Origin of the sequence: Streptomyces cupreus (assembly GCF_014257025.1) — a bacterium.
GTDB classification, from domain to species: Bacteria; Actinomycetota; Actinomycetes; order Streptomycetales; family Streptomycetaceae; genus Streptomyces; species Streptomyces cupreus.
Genome location: NZ_JACMSF010000003.1, coordinates 255,536 through 275,936, shown reverse-complemented (window position 1 = coordinate 275,936; position 20,401 = coordinate 255,536). Strand labels below are relative to the sequence as shown.

Genomic DNA, 20,401 nt, shown 5'->3' with positions numbered 1-20,401 from the left:
CGCTCGACGGGGTACGGGGGGACCACCTCCTCGTGCCCCGTTGTCAGCGATCCGTCACCCCTTTGTATGCCGTAGGGGCGCTACGCGCGTAGACGACCCCCGTCACCAGGAGAGTGCGCCATCAAAGCGTCCAGCAGCCCTCCGGCCGGCGCGGCGGTCAACGGTCAGGTGACCGCCGTCGAGCTCGCCGGGATCACGAAGCGATTCCCGGGCGTCGTGGCCAACCACGACATCCACCTCACCGTCCGCAAGGGCACCGTCCACGCCCTCGTCGGCGAGAACGGCGCCGGCAAGTCGACCCTGATGAAGATCCTCTACGGCATGCAGAAGCCGGACGAGGGCACCATCGCGGTCAACGGCGAGCAGGTCACCTTCTCGTCCCCGGCCGACGCCATCGCCCGCGGTATCGGCATGGTCCACCAGCACTTCATGCTCGCCGACAACCTCACGGTCCTGGAGAACGTGGTCCTCGGCAGCGAGAAGCTCTACGGCATCGGCGCCAGGGCCCGCCGCAAGATCAAGGAGATCTCCGAGCGCTACGGCCTCGGCGTGAAGCCCGACCTCCTGGTCGAGGAGCTCGGCGTCGCCGCCCGCCAGCGCGTGGAGATCCTCAAGGTCCTCTACCGCGGCGCCACCACGCTGATCCTCGATGAGCCCACGGCCGTCCTGGTGCCGCAGGAGGTCGACGCGCTCTTCGACAACCTGCGCGAGCTCAAGGCCGAGGGCCTCTCCGTCATCTTCATCTCCCACAAGCTGGGCGAGGTGCTCTCCGTCGCCGACGAGATCACCGTCATCCGCCGCGGCACCACCGTCGGCACGGCCGTCCCCGCCGAGACGACCCCGCGTCAGCTCGCCGAGATGATGGTCGGCAGCGAGCTGCCCACCCCGGAGACCGCCGAGTCCACGGTCACCGACCGCCCGGTCATCACCGTCGACAAGCTGCGCCTAGAGGCGCCCGGCGGCAAGGCCCTGCTGGACGACATCAGCTTCACCATCCACGCGGGCGAGGTCCTCGGCATCGCCGGCGTCGAGGGCAACGGTCAGACCGAACTGGTCGACGCGCTCATCGGCCTCAAGCACGCCGACTCCGGCACGATCACCCTGATCGACGAGGAGATCACCGGCTGGACCACCCGCAAGCGCCGCGAGCAGGGCATCGGCTACATCCCCGAGGACCGCCACCGGCACGGTCTGCTCCTGGAGGCCCCCCTCTGGGAGAACCGCATCCTCGGCCATGTCACCGAGAAGCCGCTCGCCAAGGGCGTATGGCTGGACCCGAAGGCCGCGCAGGAGGACACGCGCCGCATCGTCGAGGCGTACGACGTCCGCACGCCCGGGATCGACGTCACCGCCGCCTCGCTGTCCGGCGGCAACCAGCAGAAGCTGATCGTCGGCCGCGAGATGAGCCACACGCCGCGCTTCCTGATCGCCGCCCACCCCACCCGCGGTGTGGACGTCGGCGCGCAGGCCGCGATCTGGGACCACATCCGCGAGGCCCGCCGCGAGGGCCTGGCCGTGCTGCTGATCTCCGCCGACCTGGACGAGCTGATCGGCCTGTCCGACACGCTCCGGGTGATCTACAACGGCAAGCTCGTCGCGGACGCCGACCCGGCCACCATCACCCCGGAGGAGCTCGGCTCGGCGATGACCGGTGCCGCGACCGGCCACCTGGAGCACGAAGAAACCCCTGAGCCCGGCGAAGACGAGGCCCGCTGATGAAGAAGTTCGACAAGGAGCGCGTGCTCCTCGCGGTGGCCGGACCGGTCATCGCGCTCGCCGTGGCCTTCGCGCTGAGCTCGGTGGTGCTCATCGCCTCGGGCAAGAACCCGGTCGAGCCGTACACCCTGATGTTCGAGCAGGCCTCGTTCTCCGACATCCAGGTGCTGATCATCAACCAGGCCTCGATGTACTACATCGCGGCCCTCGCGGTCGCCATCGGCTTCCGGATGAACCTGTTCAACATCGGCGTCGACGGCCAGTACCAGCTTGCCGCCATGATGGCCGCCATCGTCGGCGCCCACGCCGATCTGCCGGCCGTCATCCAGGTCCCGCTGCTGCTGCTGACCGCCCTGCTCACCGGCGCCTTCTGGTCCGGTATCGCCGGTGTCCTGAAGGTCACCCGGGGTGTCAGCGAGGTCGTCGCGACGATCATGCTCAACGCCATCGCGACCTCCGTCATCGCCTACCTGTGGCTGCCCGACGTCTTCGGTGTGAAGGTCGGCAACAACAACACCACCGGCGAGATGCACGAGTCCGGCTGGATCCCCGGCATCGACATGGGCGACGCCGGCGAGATCTACGGCCTGGTCATCCTCGCCGTGCTGCTCGGCATCGGCTACTGGGTCGTCCTCAACCGCACCCGCTTCGGCTTCGACCTGCGCGCCTCCGGCGCCTCCGAGTCCGCCGCCGCGGCCAGCGGTGTCGACCCCAAGCGCATGGTGCTCACCGCCATGCTGATCTCCGGTGGCATCGCCGGTCTCGCGGGTCTGCCGATCCTGATGGGCGACACCCACACCTACAGCCTGAACTTCCCCACCGGCATCGGCTTCCTCGGCATCGGCATCGCCCTGCTCGGCCGTAACAGCCCGGTCGGCATCGCGTTCGCCGCACTGCTGTGGGCCTGGCTCGACAAGGCCTCGCCCGAGCTGGACTTCCACGACTACGACAAGGAGATCGCGGTCATCATGCAGGGCCTGATCGTGCTCTCGGTCGTCGTCTCCTACGAGGCCGTCCGCGAGTGGGGCCTGCGCCGCCAGCAGCGCCGCGTCGGCGCGGAGCTCGCCGCCGGGCACGTCCTCGGCGCCGACAACAACACGAAGGAGGTGGCCGGCCGATGACCACCCCAACCTCAGCGGTCGACGTCAACCAGCCCACGCTGCAGCCCGCGGCGCCCACCGGCCGCCGCCTGTCGTGGCCCGTCCTGCTGCTGGTCATCGCCGGAGCCCTGGCGCTGACCTCCATCGTCCGCATCATCACCGGCGCCGACGGCATCACCAACGTCAGCCAGATGTCCACCGCACTCCAGCTCGCCGTGCCGATCGGCCTCGCGGGCCTTGGCGGTCTGTGGGCCGAGCGCGCGGGCGTCGTCAACATCGGCCTCGAAGGCATGATGATCCTCGGCACCTGGTTCGGTGCCTGGGCCGGCTTCCAGTGGGGCCCGTGGACCGGTGTCCTCGTCGGCATCATCGGCGGCTGCGTCGGCGGTCTGCTGCACGCCTTCGTCACCGTCACCTTCAACGTCAACCACATCGTCTCCGGTGTGGCGATCAACATCCTCGCCCTCGGCGCCACCCGCTACCTCGCGCCCCTCGCCTTCGAGGGCCACGCGGGCGGCTCCGCCAAGCAGTCCCCGGCGGTCGACTCGCTCGGCAACTTCACCGTGCCGGGCCTGTCGGACTGGCTGCGGGACCTCAACAACGAGGGCTGGTTCTTCATCTCGGACATCGCCGGTCTGCTCGGCGGTCTGGTCACCAACGTCTCCTGGCTGACCCTGATCGCGATCGCGCTGATCCCGGCCACCTGGTGGATCCTGTGGCGTACGGCCTTCGGTCTGCGTCTGCGCTCCTGCGGTGAGAACCCGGTCGCCGCCGAGTCCCTCGGTGTGAACGTCTACAAGTACAAGTACCTCGCCGTGATCATCTCCGGCGGTCTGGCCGGCCTCGGTGGCGTCTTCCTCTCCATCGTCGCCAACCCGTTCTATCTGGAGGGCCAGGTCAGCGGCCGCGGTTACATCGGCCTCGCGGCGATGATCTTCGGTAACTGGATGCCGGGCGGACTCGCCCTCGGCGCCGGTCTGTTCGGCTACACCGACAGCCTCAACCTGCGCGGCGGCTCGGAGAACGTCCACGCGCTGCTGCTGCTCGGCGCGCTGCTGCTGATCATCGGCGCGATCTGGATGGCCGTGCGCAAGAAGTACGTTCAGGCGGTCATCACGCTGATCATCGGCGGTCTGGTGTGGGCCTGGTACGCGGGCACCAACGAGGTCCCGAACCAGGTCGTCTCCGCCACGCCGTACGTCATCACCCTGATCGTCCTCGCCCTGTCGGCCCAGCGCCTGCGGATGCCGAAGGCGGACGGTCTGCCGTACCGGAAGGGCCAGGGCAAGTGACGCGCGCGGTCGACTGGGACGCCCTGCGGGAGGTCGCGCGCGAGGCGATGAGCCACGCGTACGCCCCCTACTCGGGCTTCCCGGTCGGCGTCGCGGCCCTTGTCGACGACGGCCGCACGGTCTCCGGCTGCAATGTGGAGAACGCCTCCTACGGCCTCGGCCTGTGCGCCGAGTGCGGTCTGGTCTCGGAGCTCCAACGCACCGGGGGCGGCCGGCTCACGCACTTCACCTGCGTGGACGGCAGGGGCGAGAGCCTCGTCCCGTGCGGCCGCTGCAGGCAGCTGCTGTACGAGTTCGGCGGGCCCGACCTGCTGCTGGAGACACCGGCGGGGATCCTCCCGCTGTCGGAGATGCTGCCGCAGGCCTTCGGCCCGGACCATCTCGCCAAGTAACTACCGTGCGGCCCCTCTGAGTTGATCGGAGGGGCCGCGCACTTCCTGGAACTTTCGGAAGGAATGCCATGGACGTCATCTCCGTCATCCGCACCAAGCGGGACCGCGGTGAGCTCAGCGACGAGCAGATCGACTGGGTCATCGACGCGTACACCCGCGGGGAGGTCGCCGACGAGCAGATGTCCGCGCTCGCCATGGCGATCCTGCTCAACGGCATGAACCGCGGTGAGATCGCCCGCTGGACCGCCGCGATGATCGCGAGCGGCGAGCGCATGGACTTCTCGTCGCTGTCCCGTCCGACGGCGGACAAGCACTCCACGGGTGGCGTCGGCGACAAGATCACGCTGCCGCTGGCGCCCCTGGTCGCGGCCTGCGGCGCGGCCGTGCCCCAGCTCTCGGGCCGCGGCCTCGGCCACACCGGCGGCACGCTGGACAAGCTGGAGTCCATCCCGGGCTGGCGCGCGCTCCTGTCGAACGAGGAGATGCTGTCCGTACTCGACGGTGTCGGCGCGGTGATCTGCGCGGCGGGCGACGGCCTGGCCCCCGCGGACAAGAAGCTCTACGCCCTGCGTGACGTGACGGGCACGGTCGAAGCGATCCCCCTGATCGCCTCGTCCATCATGTCGAAGAAGATCGCCGAGGGCACGGGCTCCCTGGTCCTGGACGTGAAGGTCGGCACGGGCGCCTTCATGAAGACCATCGAGGACGCGCGCGAGCTGGCGACGACGATGGTGGGCCTCGGCACGGACCACGATGTGAAGACGGTGGCGCTGCTGACGGACATGTCGACGCCTCTCGGCCTGACGGCGGGCAACGCGCTGGAGGTCCGGGAGTCGGTGGAGGTCCTGGCGGGCGGCGGCCCCGCGGACGTGGTGGAGCTGACTCTGGCTCTGGCCCGCGAAATGCTGGACGCGGCGGGCATCCGCGACGCCGACCCGGCGAAGGCGCTGGCCGACGGTTCGGCGATGGACGTGTGGCGCCGGATGATCGCGGCGCAGGGCGGCGACCCGGACGCGGAGCTGCCGGTGGCGCGCGAGCAGCACGTGGTCAAGGCGACCGCCTCCGGTGTCCTGACCCGCCTCGACGCCTACGACATCGGCGTCGCCGCCTGGCGCCTCGGCGCGGGCCGCGCCCGCAAGGAGGACCCGGTCCAGGCGGGCGCGGGCATCGAACTCCACGCCAAGCCGGGCGACACGGTGACCGAGGGCCAGCCCCTCCTGACCCTCCACACGGACACCCCGGAGCGCTTCGAGTACGCGCTCCAGGCGGTGGAGGGCTCGTACGACATCGCGGCGGCGGGGACGGACTTCACGGCGCCCCCAGTGGTGCTGGAACGTATCGCCTGACCAGGCGATTTCCCTTTCGGGTGAACGGGATCGGTGGACCTGCGCCGGTCCCGTTCGGCATGTTGGATGCAGTCCATGGGCATGTTCGAAGGCGACTGCATCCTGGCCGACAGCGAGTGGGAAGAACTCACCTGGGTCTGGGAGCGGACGGACGTTCCCAAGGGGTGCAAGGTGGAGATCATCGAGGGGCTGATCACGGTCACTCCCTACTCCGCCCAGGCCCACCACGGCCTCGCCGAGCGCGTTCAGCGGCGGCTCTACGGGGTGGTCCCCCAGGCCTGGGGCATCTACCAGCGTCTTGGGCTGGCCATCCCTTCCCGACTCGGGCTCTACATGCCGGACCTCGCCGTTGTACCGGAGGAGGCGCTGCGTACGGGGGACGGCCGTTTTGTTTCCGCGTCGAGGGCCGAGCTGGTCGTGGAGATCACCTCGAAGGCCACCCTGAGCAACGACAGGACACACAAGCCCGCGGGCTACGCCGCGGCCGGCGTTCCGCTGTACCTCCTCGTCGACAGTCTGGCCCCCGGCGGCCCCACGATCACGCTGTACGGCGAACCACAGGGTGGCGTGTACCGCGTCCTGTGGGCAGGCAGGTTCGGTGATCCACTCGTGTTGCCGAGGCCCTTCGATCTCACCCTCGGCGCCGGCGAATTCGAGGTCCGCTCACGCCGTCACCCCAGAACAGCCGCCACAACCACCAGCACCGGCACCGAAATCACCGTCGACACCAGGATCGAGTCCCGCGCCAATCGCTCGCCCACCCCATAAGCCGACGCATAGGTATAGAGGTTCTGCGCCGCGGGCAGCGCCGATGTCACCACCACGTCCAGCAGCGGAGCGCCCCGCAGGCCGAACACCCCCGCCGCCAACGCCCAGGCCACCGCGGGCTGGCCCAGCGACTTCAGCGCGACCGACAGCAGGACAGGGTTACGGTCGGGGCCCCGGCCGGGCATCGTGCTGCCGCACAGGGAGATGCCGAAGGCCAGCAGGACCGCGGGGACCGACATACCGCCGATCAGGGTCAGCGGATCCAGGACCGGGGCGGGGATCCGCACCCCCGTCGCCGAGACCGCCACGCCGGACAGCGAGCCCACCGCGATCGGGTTGCGCAGAGGGGTGAGCAGGCGCCGCCACAGCGGGCCTTTGTCGCCCTCACCGGACAGGTCCAGGACCGTCACCGCGGCCGGAGCGACCAGGACGAGCTGGAACAGCAGCACCGGGGCCACGAGGGACGCGTCGCCGAGGACGTACACCGCGATCGGGATGCCGAGGTTGCCGGAGTTGACGTAGCTGGAGCACAGCGCGCCGATCGTGGTGTAGCCGACGCCCCAGCGGCGTACGACGGCCAGCGTGATGAAGACACCTGCCATGGCCGCTGTGCTCAGGGCCGTGACCAGGAGGCGGCTGGAGAAGATCACCGAGAGGTCGGTGCCGGCGAGGGTGGTGAAGAGGAGGGCGGGGGAGGCCACATGGAAGGCGAGTTTGGTGAGGACTTCGCGGCCGTGGTCGCCCAAGTGGCCGCGGCGGCCTATGCCGTAGCCCACCGCGATCACCACCGCTATGACCGCGAAACCCGTCAGCACCCCCTGCACTGCGCCTCCTTGGCGCTGAGGAAGCCGTGCCGTATCGCCGGAGGTGCTGATTCATGGGGCATACACCCAACCCTCCGGGGAAGGCGGGGCGCAGGTCAATGTGATCCTCGGCGGCCCGCGATGAGTTCCGCGCGTCCGCCCGGTCTACCGACCGTGGACGCCATGACACCCGCTGTACTCGTGCTGGCAGGACCCGTCACCAAGGACCAGGTGACAGGGCTGTGCGACGACCTGCGGACGCTGCTGGAGGGGTCCGGTGCCGGGGTTGTGGTGTGCGACGTCGGAGGTCTCGGGCCACCGGGCCTCGGCGCCGTCGACCTGCTGGCGCGCCTCCAGCTCGCCGCCCGGCGCTGCGGCGGCCGGATACGCCTGCGCGACCCCGATCCGGCCCTGTGCGCCCTACTCGACCTGGTCGGCCTCCGCATCGAGGTGGAGGGGCAGCCCGAACAGCGGGAACCAGCGCTTGGTGTCGAGGAAGCAGTGGAACCCGGTGATCCGGCCGTCTGAGATCTCCAGCACCTGCACCGCCCACGCGGTGTAGCCGCCGGTCTCCTCGTCCGGCTTGTAGTGGGCGAAGCCCGGCAGACCGTTGGCCTGGACGGGCCGCAGCCGGGAGTCGGCGCAGGAGGCGCCGAGCGTGGTCATGAAGCCGGTGATGTCCGCCGGGCCGGCCAGCCACAGGTCGAACGGCGGCATCGTCATGATCGCGTCCTCGTGCAGCAACGCCGTCAGCGCGGTCATGTCGTAGCCCTCGAAGGCCGCCACATACCGCTCAAGCAGCTTTTGCTGCTCCTCGTCCAGCGGGTCCGACACCGACGCGTCGGCGCCCTGCTGCTCCCGCTCGGCGAGCGTGGCGCGGGCCCGCTGGAGGGCGCTGTTGACCGACGCGACCGAGCTGCCGAGCAGCTCGGCGACCTCGCTCGCCTTCCAGGCCAGCACCTCGCGCAGGATCAGCACCGCCCGCTGCTTGGGCGGCAGTTGCTGGAGGGCGGCCATGAAGGCCAGCCGCACGGACTCTTTGGCGACGGCCGCCTCGGCCGGATCCTCGACCGTCGGCAGCACTCGGGCGTCGGGCATGGGTTCCAGCCAGGTGTGGTCGGGGCGGGGGGAGAGGGCGGCCTGGGCGAGCGGCGTGGACTCGGTCAGGTCCATCGGGCGGGCCCGCTTGTTGCCCGCGCTCAGCATGTCCAGACAGACATTGGTCGCGATGCGGTACAGCCAGGAGCGGACGCTGGAGCGGCCCTCGAACTTGTCGTAGCTGCGCCAGGCCCGGACCAGGGTGTCCTGCACCGCGTCCTCGGCCTCGAAGGACGAGCCGAGCATGCGGTAGCAGTACCCGGTCAGTTCCACCCGGTGCCGCTCCAGCGTCGCGTCGAGGTCCGTCGTAGTCGCCGTGTTGCTCATCGTCCACCCACCCCTGTGGCCATCGTGTCGCGCTCGTGCGCCTCAGTAAGGGGAAGGTACTGCGGCCCACTGACATTGGCCCCCGGAGCAAGGAAAGGTGCAGGTCAGGCGGGTGCTCATGGATTGGGTCAGCAGATTGCCCAGGGACACCGACTGCCGTGCCGACTTGCGCAGCGCTCGCCACTGGACAGGGCGCCACGCTTGCGTCCAGCTGCCACTCCGGGCAGCAGGGGCGATTGCCTGTTCGGGCCGGTCGCAGTGATCGCGGAGACTGTCCGCGGCCACTGCTGACCGGCCCCGACCAGGGGGAACGGACGTACGAGTAATCAGGCGGCCGTCGCCAGACTCCGGCGCTGCAAGCGGGCCGCGCGCGTGCCGAGCACCGTGATCGTCACTACGCCGACCACCGCCAGCAGACCGACCCCGACGGTTCCGGCCCAGCCGCCCGCGTGGAAGGCGATCGCGCCGACCGTGCTGCCCGCGCTGGAGCCGACGTAGTACGCCGACTGGTACAGCGCGGACGCCTGCGCGCGGCCGTGCGTCGCCGTCTTGCTGACCGCCGAGGAGGCCACCGCGTGGCCCGCGAAGAAGCCCGCGGTGATCAGGACCAGGCCCAGCAGGACCAGCGGCAGGTTGTCGGCCATGGACAGCAGCAGCCCCGCCGCCGTCGTGCCGCCCGCCGCGTACAGCGCACCCCGGCGGCCGAGGCGGCCCACAAGACGGCCCGCCGTCGACGCGGACACCGTGCCCACCAGGTAGACCAGGAAGATCGAGCCGACGATGCCCTGCCCCAGCCCGAACGGCGCCTCCGTCAGCCGGTAGCCGATCACCGTGTACACGCCACCGAACACCGTCATGAACAGCGCGCCGATCGCGTAGAGGCGGCGCAGCAGCGGGGCCGAGAGGTGGTCGCGGACCGTGCGGGCCAGCACGCGCGGCTTCAGCGAGCCCGCGACGAAGTGCTTCGGCGCCGGCAGCAGCAGCCGGAACGCCACCGCGCAGGCCACCGCCATCGCGCCGATCACCCCGACGGCCACCCGCCAGCCCCACTCCTGCGCGACCCAGCCGGTGATCACCCGGCCGCTCATCCCGCCCACGCTGTTGCCCGCGACGAACAGCCCGATCGCCGTGATCAGCGCCCTGGGCCGGACCTCTTCGGCCAGATATGCCGTCGCCGACGCCGGAAGCCCGGCCAGCGCCGCGCCCTGCACCGCCCGCAGCACGACCAGGGAGGTCAGGTTCGGCGCGAAGGGCACCAGCAGTCCGAGGGTCACCGCGACCCCCAGCGATGCCGTCATGACCGTACGACGGCCGAAACGCTCCGACAGCGCGCTCATCGGAAGGACGAACAGCGCCAGACCGCCGGTCGCCGCCGCCACCGTCCAGCTCGCCTCGCTCGCCGCCACCCCGAACTCGCCGGAGATCAGCGGCAGCAGGGCCTGGGTGGAGTACAGGAGGGCGAAGGTCGCCACACCGGCGAGGAAGAGGGCGAAGCTCATCCGGCGGTAGCCGGGGCCGCCCGGGGTCATACGGGAGTCGGAGGCGGGGACGGACGTGACGGCGCCCAGGGTGGTGGGCGCCCCGGTACTGGCGGGAGACATACCTCGAAGTTACGAGCGCTCCCGCTGATCCGTCCAATGCATGGAATCGCCATAATCGTTCCCATGGAGCATCAGCAGAGGTCACAGCCGCGACTGTCACCGTCCAGTGACACAGAAGACATGACGATGTTGCTGGCGCCACGGCTCGCCTACTTCGCCGGCGTCGCCCGCACCGAGCACGTCACCCGCGCCGCGCAGGAGATGCAGGTCCCCCAGTCGACCCTCTCGCGCGCCATGGTCCGCCTCGAACAGGATCTCGGCGTCGAACTGTTCGCCCGCCGGGGCCGCACGGTCTCCCTCACGCCGGCCGGCCGCACTTTCCTCGCCTCCGTCGAACGTGCCCTCGCCGAGGTGGAGCGCGCCGCCGACGAGGTCCGCGCGGACGCCGACCTCGCCACCGGCAAGGTCGCCTTCGGCTTCCTGCACACCATGGGCTGGGAGACGGTCCCCGGCCTCATCAGCGCCTTCCGGGCCGACCACCCGCGCGTCCGCTTCAGCCTGGTCCAGAACTACGGCGAGGCGATGATCGAGCGGCTGCGCGCGGGCGAGCTCGACCTGTGCCTTACGTCACCGGTGCCGGACGCCCCGGACCTGGTCGCCCGCCGCCTGGACGAGCAGAAGCTCCGCCTGGTGGTCCCCGCCGACCACCGTCTCTCGGCCCGCCGACGCATCCGCCTGGCCGAGGCCGCCGACGAAACCTTCGTCACCCTGGAACCCGGCTACGGCCTGCGCCGTATCACCGACGACCTCTGCCGAGAGGCCGGCTTCAAGCCGCGTATCGCCTTCGAGGGGGAGGAGGCGGAGACGCTGAGGGGGCTCGTCGCGGCAGGCCTGGGCGTCGCGCTGCTGCCGCCGCCGGCGGTACCCCGGCCTGGGGTGGTGGAGCTCACGGTCACGGCCCCGCGCGCGGTGCGGGAGATCGGGGTGGCCTGGCTGGACGGCCACCCGGACACACCGCCGGTGGCGGCGTTCAAGAAGTTCCTGTTGGCGAAGAGGGGCAATCTGCTTCCCACCTAGGGGATTAGGGCCTGTTCTGAGTTGCCCCGCCTGCGCCCCGACGCCCGGCACGCGCCATCGCCGCACGGCGCCACAGGACAGGTGGCTCCGCACATGACCTGCGACGCCGCACGCCGAGGGCACGCACCGAACGCCGCTGCGCCCGCGCTCCGCGCGGACGACGGGGCAACTCAGAACAGGCCCTAACGCCGCCGCCCGAAGCCGGAGGCAAGCGGCATCCGCAACCCCAGCGGCGGCGGAGCCGCGAACGCGTCCTCCACCGGCCGGGCGAACGCCCGCCCGAACAGCGCCCCCATCACGAAGTCCTCGGCCAGCGCCAGTACTTCGTCCCGGTGCTGATGCAACCCGTGCCCGTCGGAGTGCACTTCGAACCGGCACACATCCCGGTTCGTCTTCTTCGCCCGGGCCGCCAGCCGAAAGGACAACTCGGGATCCGTCCGCTGATCGTTCGTGCCGTGCACGATCAGCACCTTCCGCCCGGCGAGCTGTTTCACCGGTTCGGGTGGCGCGGCGACGTCCTCCTCCGGCAGCCAAGGGGCTATCGCAAGCACGGAGTTGACGGCCTCGTGCCCGCCCGCCCGCAGCGCGGCCCGCCCGCCCATGTCGAACCCGGCGAGGCACACCGGCACATCGCCATAGCGCCGTACGGCCTCCTCCACGGCCCAGTCGGCGTCCCGCGCCAGGTTCGCCTCGGTGTCGTTCCAGCCCCGCCAGCGGTAGTGCACGGCGTGCGCGGCCAGCCCCTCGTCCCGTGCCGCGCGAGTGAGCCGGCGCCCCAGGGCGCGCACCGAGGCCGCCGCCAGCATCGGGGAGGGGCGGCGATGTGATGTCTCGTCACCTCCGGGGAGCAGCAGCACCACCCCGCTGACCGTCGTCGGTTCCGGGCCGAGCGCTCTCCCAAGCCGGGCCGTGCGAACCGGCGTCGCTTGCTGTGCCATGACAGAACAGTGTCAGAAGCATGGGTGTACGCCACCCGTCCGTGGGGTCACCATTACGTATCGACAAAAATGTCCAACAGGCGCTCTACGCGCGTAGGAGTTAGGGTGCGGAAATGACGAGCCAGACCATCGCGAACACCCCGACGCCGGAGCAGATCCGCCGGGCGCCCAAGGTTCTGCTGCACGACCATCTCGACGGCGGCCTGCGCCCCGGGACCATCGTCGAACTCGCCCGCGGCAGCGGGTACGCCCAGCTCCCCGAGACCGACCCGGACAAGCTCGGCGTCTGGTTCCGCGAGGCCGCCGACTCCGGCTCGCTCGAGCGGTATCTGGAGACCTTCTCGCACACCGTCGGCGTGATGCAGACCCGGGACGCCCTGGTGCGGGTCGCGCGCGAGTGCGCCGAGGATCTCGCCGAGGACGGCGTCGTCTACGCCGAGGTGCGGTACGCGCCCGAGCAGCACCTCGAAGGCGGGCTCAGCCTCGAAGAGGTCGTCGAGGCCGTCAACGAGGGCTTCCGGGAAGGGGAGCGGCTCGCCCGTGAGAGCGGTCACCGCATCCGCGTCGGCGCCCTGCTGACCGCCATGCGGCACGCCGCCCGCGCCCTGGAGATCGCCGAACTCGCCAACCGCTACCGCGACCTGGGCGTCGTCGGCTTCGACATCGCCGGTGCCGAGGCCGGTTACCCGCCCACCCGGCATCTCGACGCCTTCGAGTATCTGAAGCGCGAGAACAACCACTTCACCATCCACGCCGGAGAGGCCTTCGGGCTGCCGTCCATCTGGCAGGCCCTCCAGTGGTGCGGTGCCGACCGGCTCGGGCACGGGGTGCGCATCATCGACGACATCGAGGTCAAGGACGACGGCACCGTCCACCTCGGCCGGCTCGCCTCCTACGTCCGCGACAAGCGCATCCCGCTGGAGATGTGCCCCAGCTCCAACCTCCAGACCGGCGCCGCCACCTCCTACGTCGAGCACCCGATCGGGCTGCTGCGCCGACTGCACTTCCGGACGACCGTGAACACCGACAACCGGCTGATGTCCCACACCAGCATGAGCCGGGAATTCGAGCATCTTGTCGACGCATTCGGTTACACGCTCGACGACATGCAGTGGTTCTCCGTCAATGCGATGAAATCAGCGTTCATTCCTTTCGATGAACGACTCGCGATGATCAATGACGTCATCAAGCCCGGTTACGCCGAGCTGAAATCCGAGTGGCTGTTCCAGCAAACTGCCTCCACCAGCGGTTCTACGGTCGAAGAAGGCTGATCGGCGGGATTTCGGAACGCGGAATGCGGGCGGGTGTTCACAATCCGTCCGCATTTCGATGTTTGCGGCGGGTGCCCAGGCATGTTTACGGTCGTGGACCGCTCACATACCCGTCACCCCATTTCGAGGACGCATTCAATGAAGCAGTCTGCTGCCAAGACCCTCGGTGTCGCCGCCCTCGGTGCCGCCTTCGCCGCCGCCGGTGCGGGCGCCGCGAACGCTGCCCCGGCCGTGCCGGACGCCGGTTCGGCGCTGGACACGGTGACCCGGACGCTCCCCGCCGAGAACGCTTCCACGGCGCTGCCCGGTGCCGGTGAGGCCCTGGCCCATGGGCAGACCGCGGTCGGTCCGAGCGTGGCCGCCGCCCAGCCACTCGCCCACAAGCTGCTCGCCGACGGCCCGGCCAAGCCGGTCGCGGGGCTCCTCGGCGGACTTCCGGTCGGCAAGGTCCTGCCCGGGGGCGGCGGCACCGGTCTGAACGGCCTGCCGCTCGGCTGAGCCCTCCCGAACGCGCCGATGGGGCGCACCCTTGGACACGGGGTGCGCCCCATCGGCGTATGTATGTCAGCCGGTCACCAGGCGGTGCGCGCCTTGTCCTCCGAGGGCAGGAAGATCCAGAGCGCTATGTAGATCAGGAACTGCGGGCCCGGCAGCAGACAGGACAGCAGGAACAGCACGCGCATCGTGGTCGCGGACATGCCGAAGCGTCGCGCCAGCGCGGCGCACACTCCGCCGATCATGCGGCCGTTGGTGGGTCGGGCGAGGCGGGACATCTGCGGCTCCTTCGTGAGCGTCGGTCGGAGGCGGCCTGTTCCGGCTGCCTCATCTGACATCCACGGTACGGAGACGAACGGTGCAAAGCGTCGCTCTACGGTGCGATCCCGACCCTGGGAATCGTCGGGGTCCTACCCTGAGGAGCCTCCTCCTTCAGGGCCGTCGTGGTGCGGTGGGCGCGCTCGGTCCTGCGGCGCAGCCAGTGGCGTGCCGCCGGCACCACCGCCGAGTGCGCGAGGGCCACGCCAGTGGTGTTCAGCAGTACGGAGTCGACGTCCACGACCTGGCCCGGCACGCCGGTCTGCAACAGCTCGATGCCCATCGAGATCAGGACTCCGGCGGCGACCGTACGGACCAGTGACGCCAGCGGCGATACGGCGATCCTGCCGTGCACCGCCGGCAGCAGTACGCCCAGCGGCGCGAGCAGGGCAAGGCCCTCGGTGATCCGTCGTACGCCCTCCTGCCAGCCCAGCGCCAGGTCGGCCTCGATCCCGGCGAACGGGCGCAGGTTGGGTGGCAGTACCCAGGGGACGTCGAGTGGGCGCAGCGTGAGCCAGGCGACGAACGCGAGGTGGGCGACCAGGAGGCCGCCGGCTATCACTCGGATGCGGAGTGCGGTGTTGCCGCCGCCGCTTGAGCCTTGACGCTGCACGACCCCCTAGACGCGGAGTTCGGTGTGGTTGGTTCCGGTGGCCGTTGACGGGTCGTGATTCGGGTGCGGGCCGGTGGGGGCTGGTCGCTCCCCCACTCTCGGCTTCGCTCGAGCGGGGGGACCCCCATCGCGGCGGAGCCGCATATCGATACAGCCCCGCGCCCCTACCCCGTTAGTTCCGCCGACGGTGGCTGCTCCGTGCCCGGTCTCGCTCTTACCTCGTCCGTGCACTCGTACCGACGCAGTGGGTCCTCGTCCGGGCCGCCCAGGATCACCGAGCCGTCTCCCTCCGCCGCTGTCGAGTCGGAGAAGGTGCAGACGAGCTGGGCGAGGGCGACCGGGGCCAGGGCCTTGAGCGGGGTGCTCAGGCGGAGGGTGTCGTCCGGGTCGTCCCCTCGGGGGCCCGTCACGGACAGGTCGCCGCGCACCTCCGTCGTGTAGCCGGCCTCCAGCTCGGCCGCCGACGGGGTCGACTCCAGTTCGTTCAGCAGGCCCTGGGCCACCAGCACGCGCCGCTGCGAGTCCGGCGCGCCCTCCGGCACCCGGACCGTGCGGTCCACGGCCACCAGTGACGAGCGGCACAGCAGGAACACCTGGGCCGGAACCCCGCGCGAGGCCTGGGTCGAGACGTCCGGTTCGACGAGGGAGCAGTGCACCCGTGAGGGCGCGGGGCCGAAGTCGGTAGGTACCTCCGTGGCCCGGATACCGCACCCGGCGAGCAGCCCGGCGAGCAGCGGGAGCGCCAGCAGACGGCGTACGGTCATCACGCCTCCCCCTTCTCGTCGGTGCCCTTGTTCTCCTCGGCCTCCTGGGTCAGCGTCGAGGCGTCCCGGGGCAGCCGCAGCGTGAACACCGCACCGCCCTCGGGGGAGTTGGCGGCGGTGATCTCGCCGCCGTGGATGTGCGCGTTCTCCAGGGCGATGGACAGGCCCAGACCGCTGCCCTCGGAGCGGGGCCGGGAGGCGCTCGCCTTGTAGAAGCGGTCGAAGACGTGCGGGAGGACGTCCTCGGGGATGCCGGGGCCGTGATCGCGTACCGCGATGACGACCTCCTCGCCCTCCTCACCCACGGAAACCCGCACCGGCGACCCCCCGTGCTTGAGCGCGTTGCCGATGAGGTTGGCCAGGATGACGTCCAGGCGGCGTGGGTCGAGCCCGGCGTGGATGCCGCGCTCGGCGTCCAGGTCGACCGCGTCCAGCCAGGCGCGTGCGTCGATGCAGGCGGTGATCTGGTCGGCGACGTCGACGTCGTCCAGCACCAGCCGGGCGGTGCCCGCGTCGAAGCGGGTGACCTCCATCAGGTTCTCGACGAGGTCGTTCAGCCGTCGGGTCTCGCTGACGACGAGCCGTACCGCCGGCTCGATCATCGGGTCCATCGACCCGGTCTCCGCCTCCAGCTCCTCCTCCAGCACCTCGGTCACGGCGGTGATGGCGGTGAGCGGCGTACGCAGCTCATGGCTCATGTCGGCGACGAACCGCCGTGACGCGTCGTCCCGCGCGGCCATGTCCGCGACCCGTTTCTCCAGGGCCTCGGCGGCGTTGTTGAACGTCCTTGAAAGATCGGCCAGTTCATCGGTCCCGGACACCCTCAGCCGGGTGTCCAGCTTGCCCTCGCCGAGCCGCCGGGCGGCGACTCCCAGGCGGTGCACGGGCTTCAGTACGGTCGTGGCGGCCGCCTGCGCGAGCAGCGCGGAGCCGATCAGGGCGAGGCCCGTGGCGATCCCGAGTGACCAGGCGAGGGAGTTGAGGTCCTTCGCCTCCGGCTCAAGGGACTTGAGCATGTAACCGGTCGGGCCGCCGCCGATCACCTTCGTACCGGCGACCAGATACGGGGTGTCGTCCTCCACGATCCGCTGCCAGTACAGGTGGTACGCGTACTTGTTGGTGGAGTTGACCGCCTGCTCCTCGTTCACCGCCTCACGCAGCGACTCGGGCACGTCCTTCAGCATGAAGCCGCTCAGCCCGCCGGAACTGCCGAAGACGGTCTTCCCGTCGGCGTTCTCGGCGACGAGCAGCACACTGAACCGCTGGCTGCTGTTGGCCATCTGCCCGGCGGTGCGCTGGAGTTCGTCCTGCGTCGGCCGCTCGGGCAGTACACCCGCCTCGCTCTGCATCTCCTGCTGGAAATCCCGCAGCACCGCGTCCTGGGTACGGGTGAGCACGGCCTCGCGGTTGAGCCAGTACGCGATACCGGACGCGGACACGGCCGCGGTCAGCGCCACCAGGCCGAACACGACGACCAGCCGCAGCCGCAGACTGGTGAAGCGCAGCCGCGACCAGACTCCCTTGCGCTCCGCGAACCAGCCGCGGAACCCCCCTTGCGCTTGTGTCACTGAGGCGCGTCCAGCCGGTAGCCGACACCGCGGACCGTACGGATCAGCGTCGGGGAGGACGGCACGTCCTCGACCTTGGCGCGCAGCCGCTGCACACAGGCGTCCACCAGACGTGAGTCACCGAGGTAGTCGTGCTCCCACACCAGCCGCAGCAACTGCTGCCGGGACAGCGCCTGCCCTGGCCGCCGGCTCAGCTCCAGCAGCAGCCGGAGCTCGGTCGGCGTGAGCTGGAGGTCCTCGCCGTTCTTCGTCACGGTCATCGCCGCGCGGTCGATGACGAGGCTGCCGAAGCTCGCCGCGTCGTTGGACTCCCGCTCGCCGCGCCGTAGCACGGCCCGGATCCGGGCGTCGAGCACCCGCCCCTGCACGGGCTTGACGACATAGTCGTCGGCACCGGACTCCAGGCCGACCACCACGTCGATGTCGTCGCTGCGCGCGGTGAGCAGGATGATCGGCAACTGGTCGGTGCGCCGGATACGGCGGCACACCTCGAACCCGTCGATGCCGGGCAGCATCACATCCAGCACGATCAGGTCCGGCCGCTGCTCTCGCAGCAGCTTCAGACCGTCCTCACCGGTGGCAGCCGTGGCAACCCGGTGACCCTGGCGCGTAAGAGACAGCTCCAGGGCCGTACGGATGGCGTCGTCGTCCTCGATCAGCAACAGGGAAGGCACGGGGCTCATTCTGGCCCATGGTGGGGTGGGGTTTCGACACCTGGACAGGTACGTGCCCGTACCGCTGCTCTCTGTGACCGCGCTGTGCGCCACATGCGACGGACCCCTGTGACAGCTCTGTGACAGTCGGCGGACACGGCCATGAAGGTGCGGGGGCAAGCTTTTCGGCACAGGCAAGGAAGCAAGCCGAACACCGGAAGTCCACGACGGGGGGCGCGAGATGAACACGCTGCACAGTGCAAGCACCAGCGCAGTTGTCACGCGTCTGCATGACGTGAACGGGGGCCGGGGTCCGGAGAAGTCCGGTGCCGTGAGCGGGCGGGGGTGCGCTCGCGGCACCGGGCGTCAGCACACCGCGTACATGACGGTGGTTGACGGTTTCACGGGGGAAGCACACGGGGGAAGCGCGTACAGGGAGGACACGGGGGAGCGTCGTTCGCTGTCGGAGGCGGAGTTCACCGCCTACGTCCAGGAGCGCCGCGCCTCCCTGTACGCAACCGCCTACCACCTCACCGGTGACCGGTTCGAGGCCGAGGACCTGCTGCAGAGCGCGCTGTTCTCGACGTACAAGGCCTGGGACCGGATCAGCGACAAGGCCGCCGTCGGGGGTTACCTGCGGCGGACGATGACCAATCTGCACATCAGCGCGTGGCGCCGCCGCAAGCTGAACGAGTACCCGACCGAGGAGCTGCCGGAGACGCCCGGCGACACGGACGCGATGCGCGGCACCGAGCTGCGCGCGGTCCTGTGGCAGGCGCTGGCCCGGCTGCCCGAACTCCAGCGGACGATGCTGGTCCTTCGCTACTACGAGGGCCGCACCGACCCGGAGATCGCGGACATCCTCGACATCAGTGTCGGCACGGTGAAGTCCAGCATCTGGCGGTCGCTCCGCCGGCTGCGCGAGGACGAGGTCCTCAGCTTCGGCCGTGACGAGGAGGACGCCTTCGGCGAGCTGGTCGCCTGAGGTCTGGGGGGAGCAAGTAACGGGGGAGCGGTAACCGGGGGGCTTTCGGGGGAGAGCCCAACGGGGCAACAACGGGGGGGGAACACGGGGGAGCACCAAAGGGAGCGGGACTGGAGGGCCGGGGGGTCCGTCCAGTCCCGCTTTTCTGTGCCCGGGGTGCTACGCCGGCGTCCTCGCCTGTACGTGCCGTCCCGCGGCCGCCTCGACCAGTCGGCCCATCGCCTCGTCACGGTCGCAGGCGTAGGCGCCCAGCGCCCTCTGGCGGGCCACGATCGACCGCTCGGCCCGCATCAGACGCCAGCCGCGGCGCAGCAGGAAGGGAACGGACTTACGGCCCTCCTTCAGGTCCCTGAGGAACCGGCGACGGAACGTCTTCACCGGGCCGCGGCTCAGACACAGCGCGTCGGCCAGTACGCCCAGTTCGCGGCAGCGGGTGACGATCTCCGCCGCGAAGATGCCCTCCGCGATGAACAGCGGGGTCCGCCCGAAGTGCACGGGCTCCTCGCCGGTGCGGGCGCTGAGGGAGATGTCGTAGAGCGGGATCGTCGTACGACCGGTGCGGCACAGTTCCTCGATCGCCGCCACGGCCTTGTCGGCGTCCCATGACTGCGGGTGGTCCCAGTCGATGTCGGAGCTCCCGAGGACCAGCGGCAGCGTCGGGTCGTCGCCCTCCTTGTAGAAGTCGTCGAGGCGCAGCACCGGGAGGCCGGAGCGGGCCGCGAGGAGGGACTTGCCGGAGCCGGAGGGGCCGCAGAGCAGCACGACTCGCGAAGGTATCGGCGGATGGGAGCTCACGGAACACCAATATGACGCATTCACCTGCTGTTCATCGACTCCGCGGGTCGGCTTTGAAGCGCGCGTCACACCTCAACTACCCTTTGTGTCGACCTGATTACCCAGTGCGTCAGAAGGTGGCAGAACCGATGGCCGGACAAGCGTCCTTCCCCCACCCCACCGCCCAGCGTGCCCTGGTCGCCCTCGCGACCGCCGGGGCCGCCCTGGGCGCCGCCGCGTCGACGGCAGCCGCGGACGCCGAGCCGGTCCTCGACGTGGTGCGTACCCGCCCCACTTCCCTGGGCAAGACCGACCCACACGCCCTCCAGGCGGTCACCGGCACGCTCGGCCATGTCACGGGCCCGGTGGCGGGCCTCAAGCCCAACCCGCTGGCGGGAACGGGCGCGGACCCCCTCGACAACGGCGTCGGCACCCAGCTCGCCGACTTCCAGCCCCTGACCTCGCAGATGCTCACAGCCCCGGTGGCGCAGGCCCAGTCGATCGGCAGCATCCCGGTGGTGGGCCAGGCGACGGACCTGCTCGGCGGCTGACCACGACAGCA

Annotated in this window: 22 protein-coding genes; 12 read left to right on the top strand and 10 right to left on the bottom strand. The window is 70.3% G+C overall.

Annotated features, from left to right (window positions below):
• The first annotated feature begins 168 nt into the window (after window positions 1-168).
• The 6 genes from H4N64_RS04630 (at window position 169) to H4N64_RS04605 (ending at window position 6,614) form a co-directional block, all read left to right on the top strand.
• Window positions 169-1,716: an ATP-binding cassette domain-containing protein gene (locus H4N64_RS04630; protein ID WP_186280800.1), complete on the top strand. Its 1,548-nt coding sequence runs from the start codon at window positions 169-171 to the stop codon at window positions 1,714-1,716.
• Window positions 1,716-2,837 carry an ABC transporter permease gene (locus H4N64_RS04625; RefSeq protein ID WP_186280799.1) on the top strand — a complete coding sequence of 374 codons (1,122 nt, stop codon included), beginning with the start codon at window positions 1,716-1,718 and terminating at the stop codon, window positions 2,835-2,837. Before H4N64_RS04630 ends, H4N64_RS04625 begins: the two co-directional genes overlap by 1 nt.
• Entirely contained in the window at window positions 2,834-4,108 is a 1,275-nt protein-coding gene (locus H4N64_RS44815) for an ABC transporter permease (RefSeq protein WP_186280798.1), read from the top strand. The genes H4N64_RS04625 and H4N64_RS44815 overlap by 4 nt, the downstream gene beginning before the upstream one ends.
• A complete protein-coding gene (locus H4N64_RS04615) occupies window positions 4,105-4,500 on the top strand; it encodes a cytidine deaminase (protein ID WP_186280797.1) in 396 nt (131 codons plus the stop codon). Before H4N64_RS44815 ends, H4N64_RS04615 begins: the two co-directional genes overlap by 4 nt.
• 68 nt (window positions 4,501-4,568) lie before the next feature.
• Window positions 4,569-5,846, top strand: coding sequence for a thymidine phosphorylase (locus H4N64_RS04610; protein WP_186280796.1), 1,278 nt, complete (start codon window positions 4,569-4,571; stop codon window positions 5,844-5,846).
• A 75-nt stretch (window positions 5,847-5,921) separates the two neighbouring features.
• Window positions 5,922-6,614, top strand: coding sequence for a Uma2 family endonuclease (locus H4N64_RS04605; protein WP_186280795.1), 693 nt, complete (start codon window positions 5,922-5,924; stop codon window positions 6,612-6,614).
• On the opposite strand, the gene H4N64_RS04600 is transcribed toward H4N64_RS04605, so the two are convergent.
• On the bottom strand, window positions 6,518-7,438 hold the full coding sequence (locus tag H4N64_RS04600; RefSeq protein WP_186280794.1) for an AEC family transporter: 921 nt from the start codon (window positions 7,436-7,438) through the stop codon (window positions 6,518-6,520). The genes H4N64_RS04605 and H4N64_RS04600 overlap by 97 nt on opposite strands.
• Window positions 7,439-7,558: 120 nt before the next feature.
• Here H4N64_RS04600 and H4N64_RS04595 point away from each other — a divergent pair, with 120 nt between their 5' ends.
• A complete protein-coding gene (locus H4N64_RS04595; RefSeq protein WP_186280793.1) occupies window positions 7,559-7,945 on the top strand; it encodes an STAS domain-containing protein in 387 nt (128 codons plus the stop codon).
• On the opposite strand, the gene H4N64_RS04590 is transcribed toward H4N64_RS04595, so the two are convergent.
• Entirely contained in the window at window positions 7,838-8,842 is a 1,005-nt protein-coding gene (locus tag H4N64_RS04590) for a sigma-70 family RNA polymerase sigma factor (protein ID WP_186280792.1), read from the bottom strand. The genes H4N64_RS04595 and H4N64_RS04590 overlap by 108 nt on opposite strands.
• Before the next feature lie 326 nt (window positions 8,843-9,168).
• Entirely contained in the window at window positions 9,169-10,443 is a 1,275-nt protein-coding gene (locus H4N64_RS04585; RefSeq protein ID WP_186280791.1) for an MFS transporter, read from the bottom strand.
• 63 nt (window positions 10,444-10,506) lie between these two features.
• Here H4N64_RS04585 and H4N64_RS04580 point away from each other — a divergent pair, with 63 nt between their 5' ends.
• Window positions 10,507-11,460: a LysR family transcriptional regulator gene (locus H4N64_RS04580; protein ID WP_186280790.1), complete on the top strand. Its 954-nt coding sequence runs from the start codon at window positions 10,507-10,509 to the stop codon at window positions 11,458-11,460.
• Between the two features lie 182 nt (window positions 11,461-11,642).
• Here H4N64_RS04580 and H4N64_RS04575 read toward each other — a convergent pair whose 3' ends face one another.
• Window positions 11,643-12,398: an alpha/beta hydrolase gene (locus tag H4N64_RS04575; protein WP_186280789.1), complete on the bottom strand. Its 756-nt coding sequence runs from the start codon at window positions 12,396-12,398 to the stop codon at window positions 11,643-11,645.
• Between the two features lie 113 nt (window positions 12,399-12,511).
• Between H4N64_RS04575 and H4N64_RS04570 the strand changes: the two genes are divergently transcribed.
• On the top strand, window positions 12,512-13,669 hold the full coding sequence (locus H4N64_RS04570) for an adenosine deaminase (protein ID WP_186280788.1): 1,158 nt from the start codon (window positions 12,512-12,514) through the stop codon (window positions 13,667-13,669).
• Window positions 13,670-13,807: 138 nt separating this feature from the next.
• A complete protein-coding gene (locus tag H4N64_RS04565) occupies window positions 13,808-14,167 on the top strand; it encodes an ATP-binding protein (RefSeq protein ID WP_186280787.1) in 360 nt (119 codons plus the stop codon).
• A gap of 74 nt (window positions 14,168-14,241) precedes the next feature.
• On the opposite strand, the gene H4N64_RS04560 is transcribed toward H4N64_RS04565, so the two are convergent.
• The 5 genes from H4N64_RS04560 to afsQ1 form a co-directional block, all read right to left on the bottom strand.
• Window positions 14,242-14,442, bottom strand: coding sequence for a PspC domain-containing protein (locus tag H4N64_RS04560; RefSeq protein ID WP_186280786.1), 201 nt, complete (start codon window positions 14,440-14,442; stop codon window positions 14,242-14,244).
• Window positions 14,443-14,537: 95 nt separating this feature from the next.
• Window positions 14,538-15,095, bottom strand: coding sequence for a VanZ family protein (locus H4N64_RS04555; protein WP_186280785.1), 558 nt, complete (start codon window positions 15,093-15,095; stop codon window positions 14,538-14,540).
• 164 nt (window positions 15,096-15,259) lie between these two features.
• Complete coding sequence (locus tag H4N64_RS04550) at window positions 15,260-15,859, bottom strand: hypothetical protein (protein ID WP_186280784.1); 600 nt, start codon at window positions 15,857-15,859, stop codon at window positions 15,260-15,262.
• Window positions 15,859-17,427, bottom strand: a complete 1,569-nt coding sequence (locus H4N64_RS04545) for an ATP-binding protein (protein WP_186280783.1) — start codon at window positions 17,425-17,427, stop codon at window positions 15,859-15,861. The genes H4N64_RS04550 and H4N64_RS04545 overlap by 1 nt, the downstream gene beginning before the upstream one ends.
• Window positions 17,424-18,101: a two-component system response regulator AfsQ1 gene (gene afsQ1 / locus H4N64_RS04540; RefSeq protein WP_062722075.1), complete on the bottom strand. Its 678-nt coding sequence runs from the start codon at window positions 18,099-18,101 to the stop codon at window positions 17,424-17,426. Before afsQ1 ends, H4N64_RS04545 begins: the two co-directional genes overlap by 4 nt.
• Window positions 18,102-18,321: 220 nt before the next feature.
• Here afsQ1 and H4N64_RS04535 point away from each other — a divergent pair, with 220 nt between their 5' ends.
• Window positions 18,322-19,065: a SigE family RNA polymerase sigma factor gene (locus H4N64_RS04535; protein WP_186280782.1), complete on the top strand. Its 744-nt coding sequence runs from the start codon at window positions 18,322-18,324 to the stop codon at window positions 19,063-19,065.
• Between the two features lie 159 nt (window positions 19,066-19,224).
• Here the strand turns inward: H4N64_RS04535 and H4N64_RS04530 are convergent, their stop codons facing one another.
• The gene (locus tag H4N64_RS04530) at window positions 19,225-19,929 is read right to left on the bottom strand and encodes a uridine kinase (RefSeq protein ID WP_186280781.1); all 705 of its coding nucleotides are present in this window, start codon (window positions 19,927-19,929) and stop codon (window positions 19,225-19,227) included.
• Window positions 19,930-19,988: 59 nt separating this feature from the next.
• On the opposite strand from H4N64_RS04530, the gene H4N64_RS04525 reads away from it, so the two are divergent.
• Window positions 19,989-20,390 carry a hypothetical protein gene (locus H4N64_RS04525; protein WP_186280780.1) on the top strand — a complete coding sequence of 134 codons (402 nt, stop codon included), beginning with the start codon at window positions 19,989-19,991 and terminating at the stop codon, window positions 20,388-20,390.
• Window positions 20,391-20,401 lie beyond the last annotated feature (11 nt).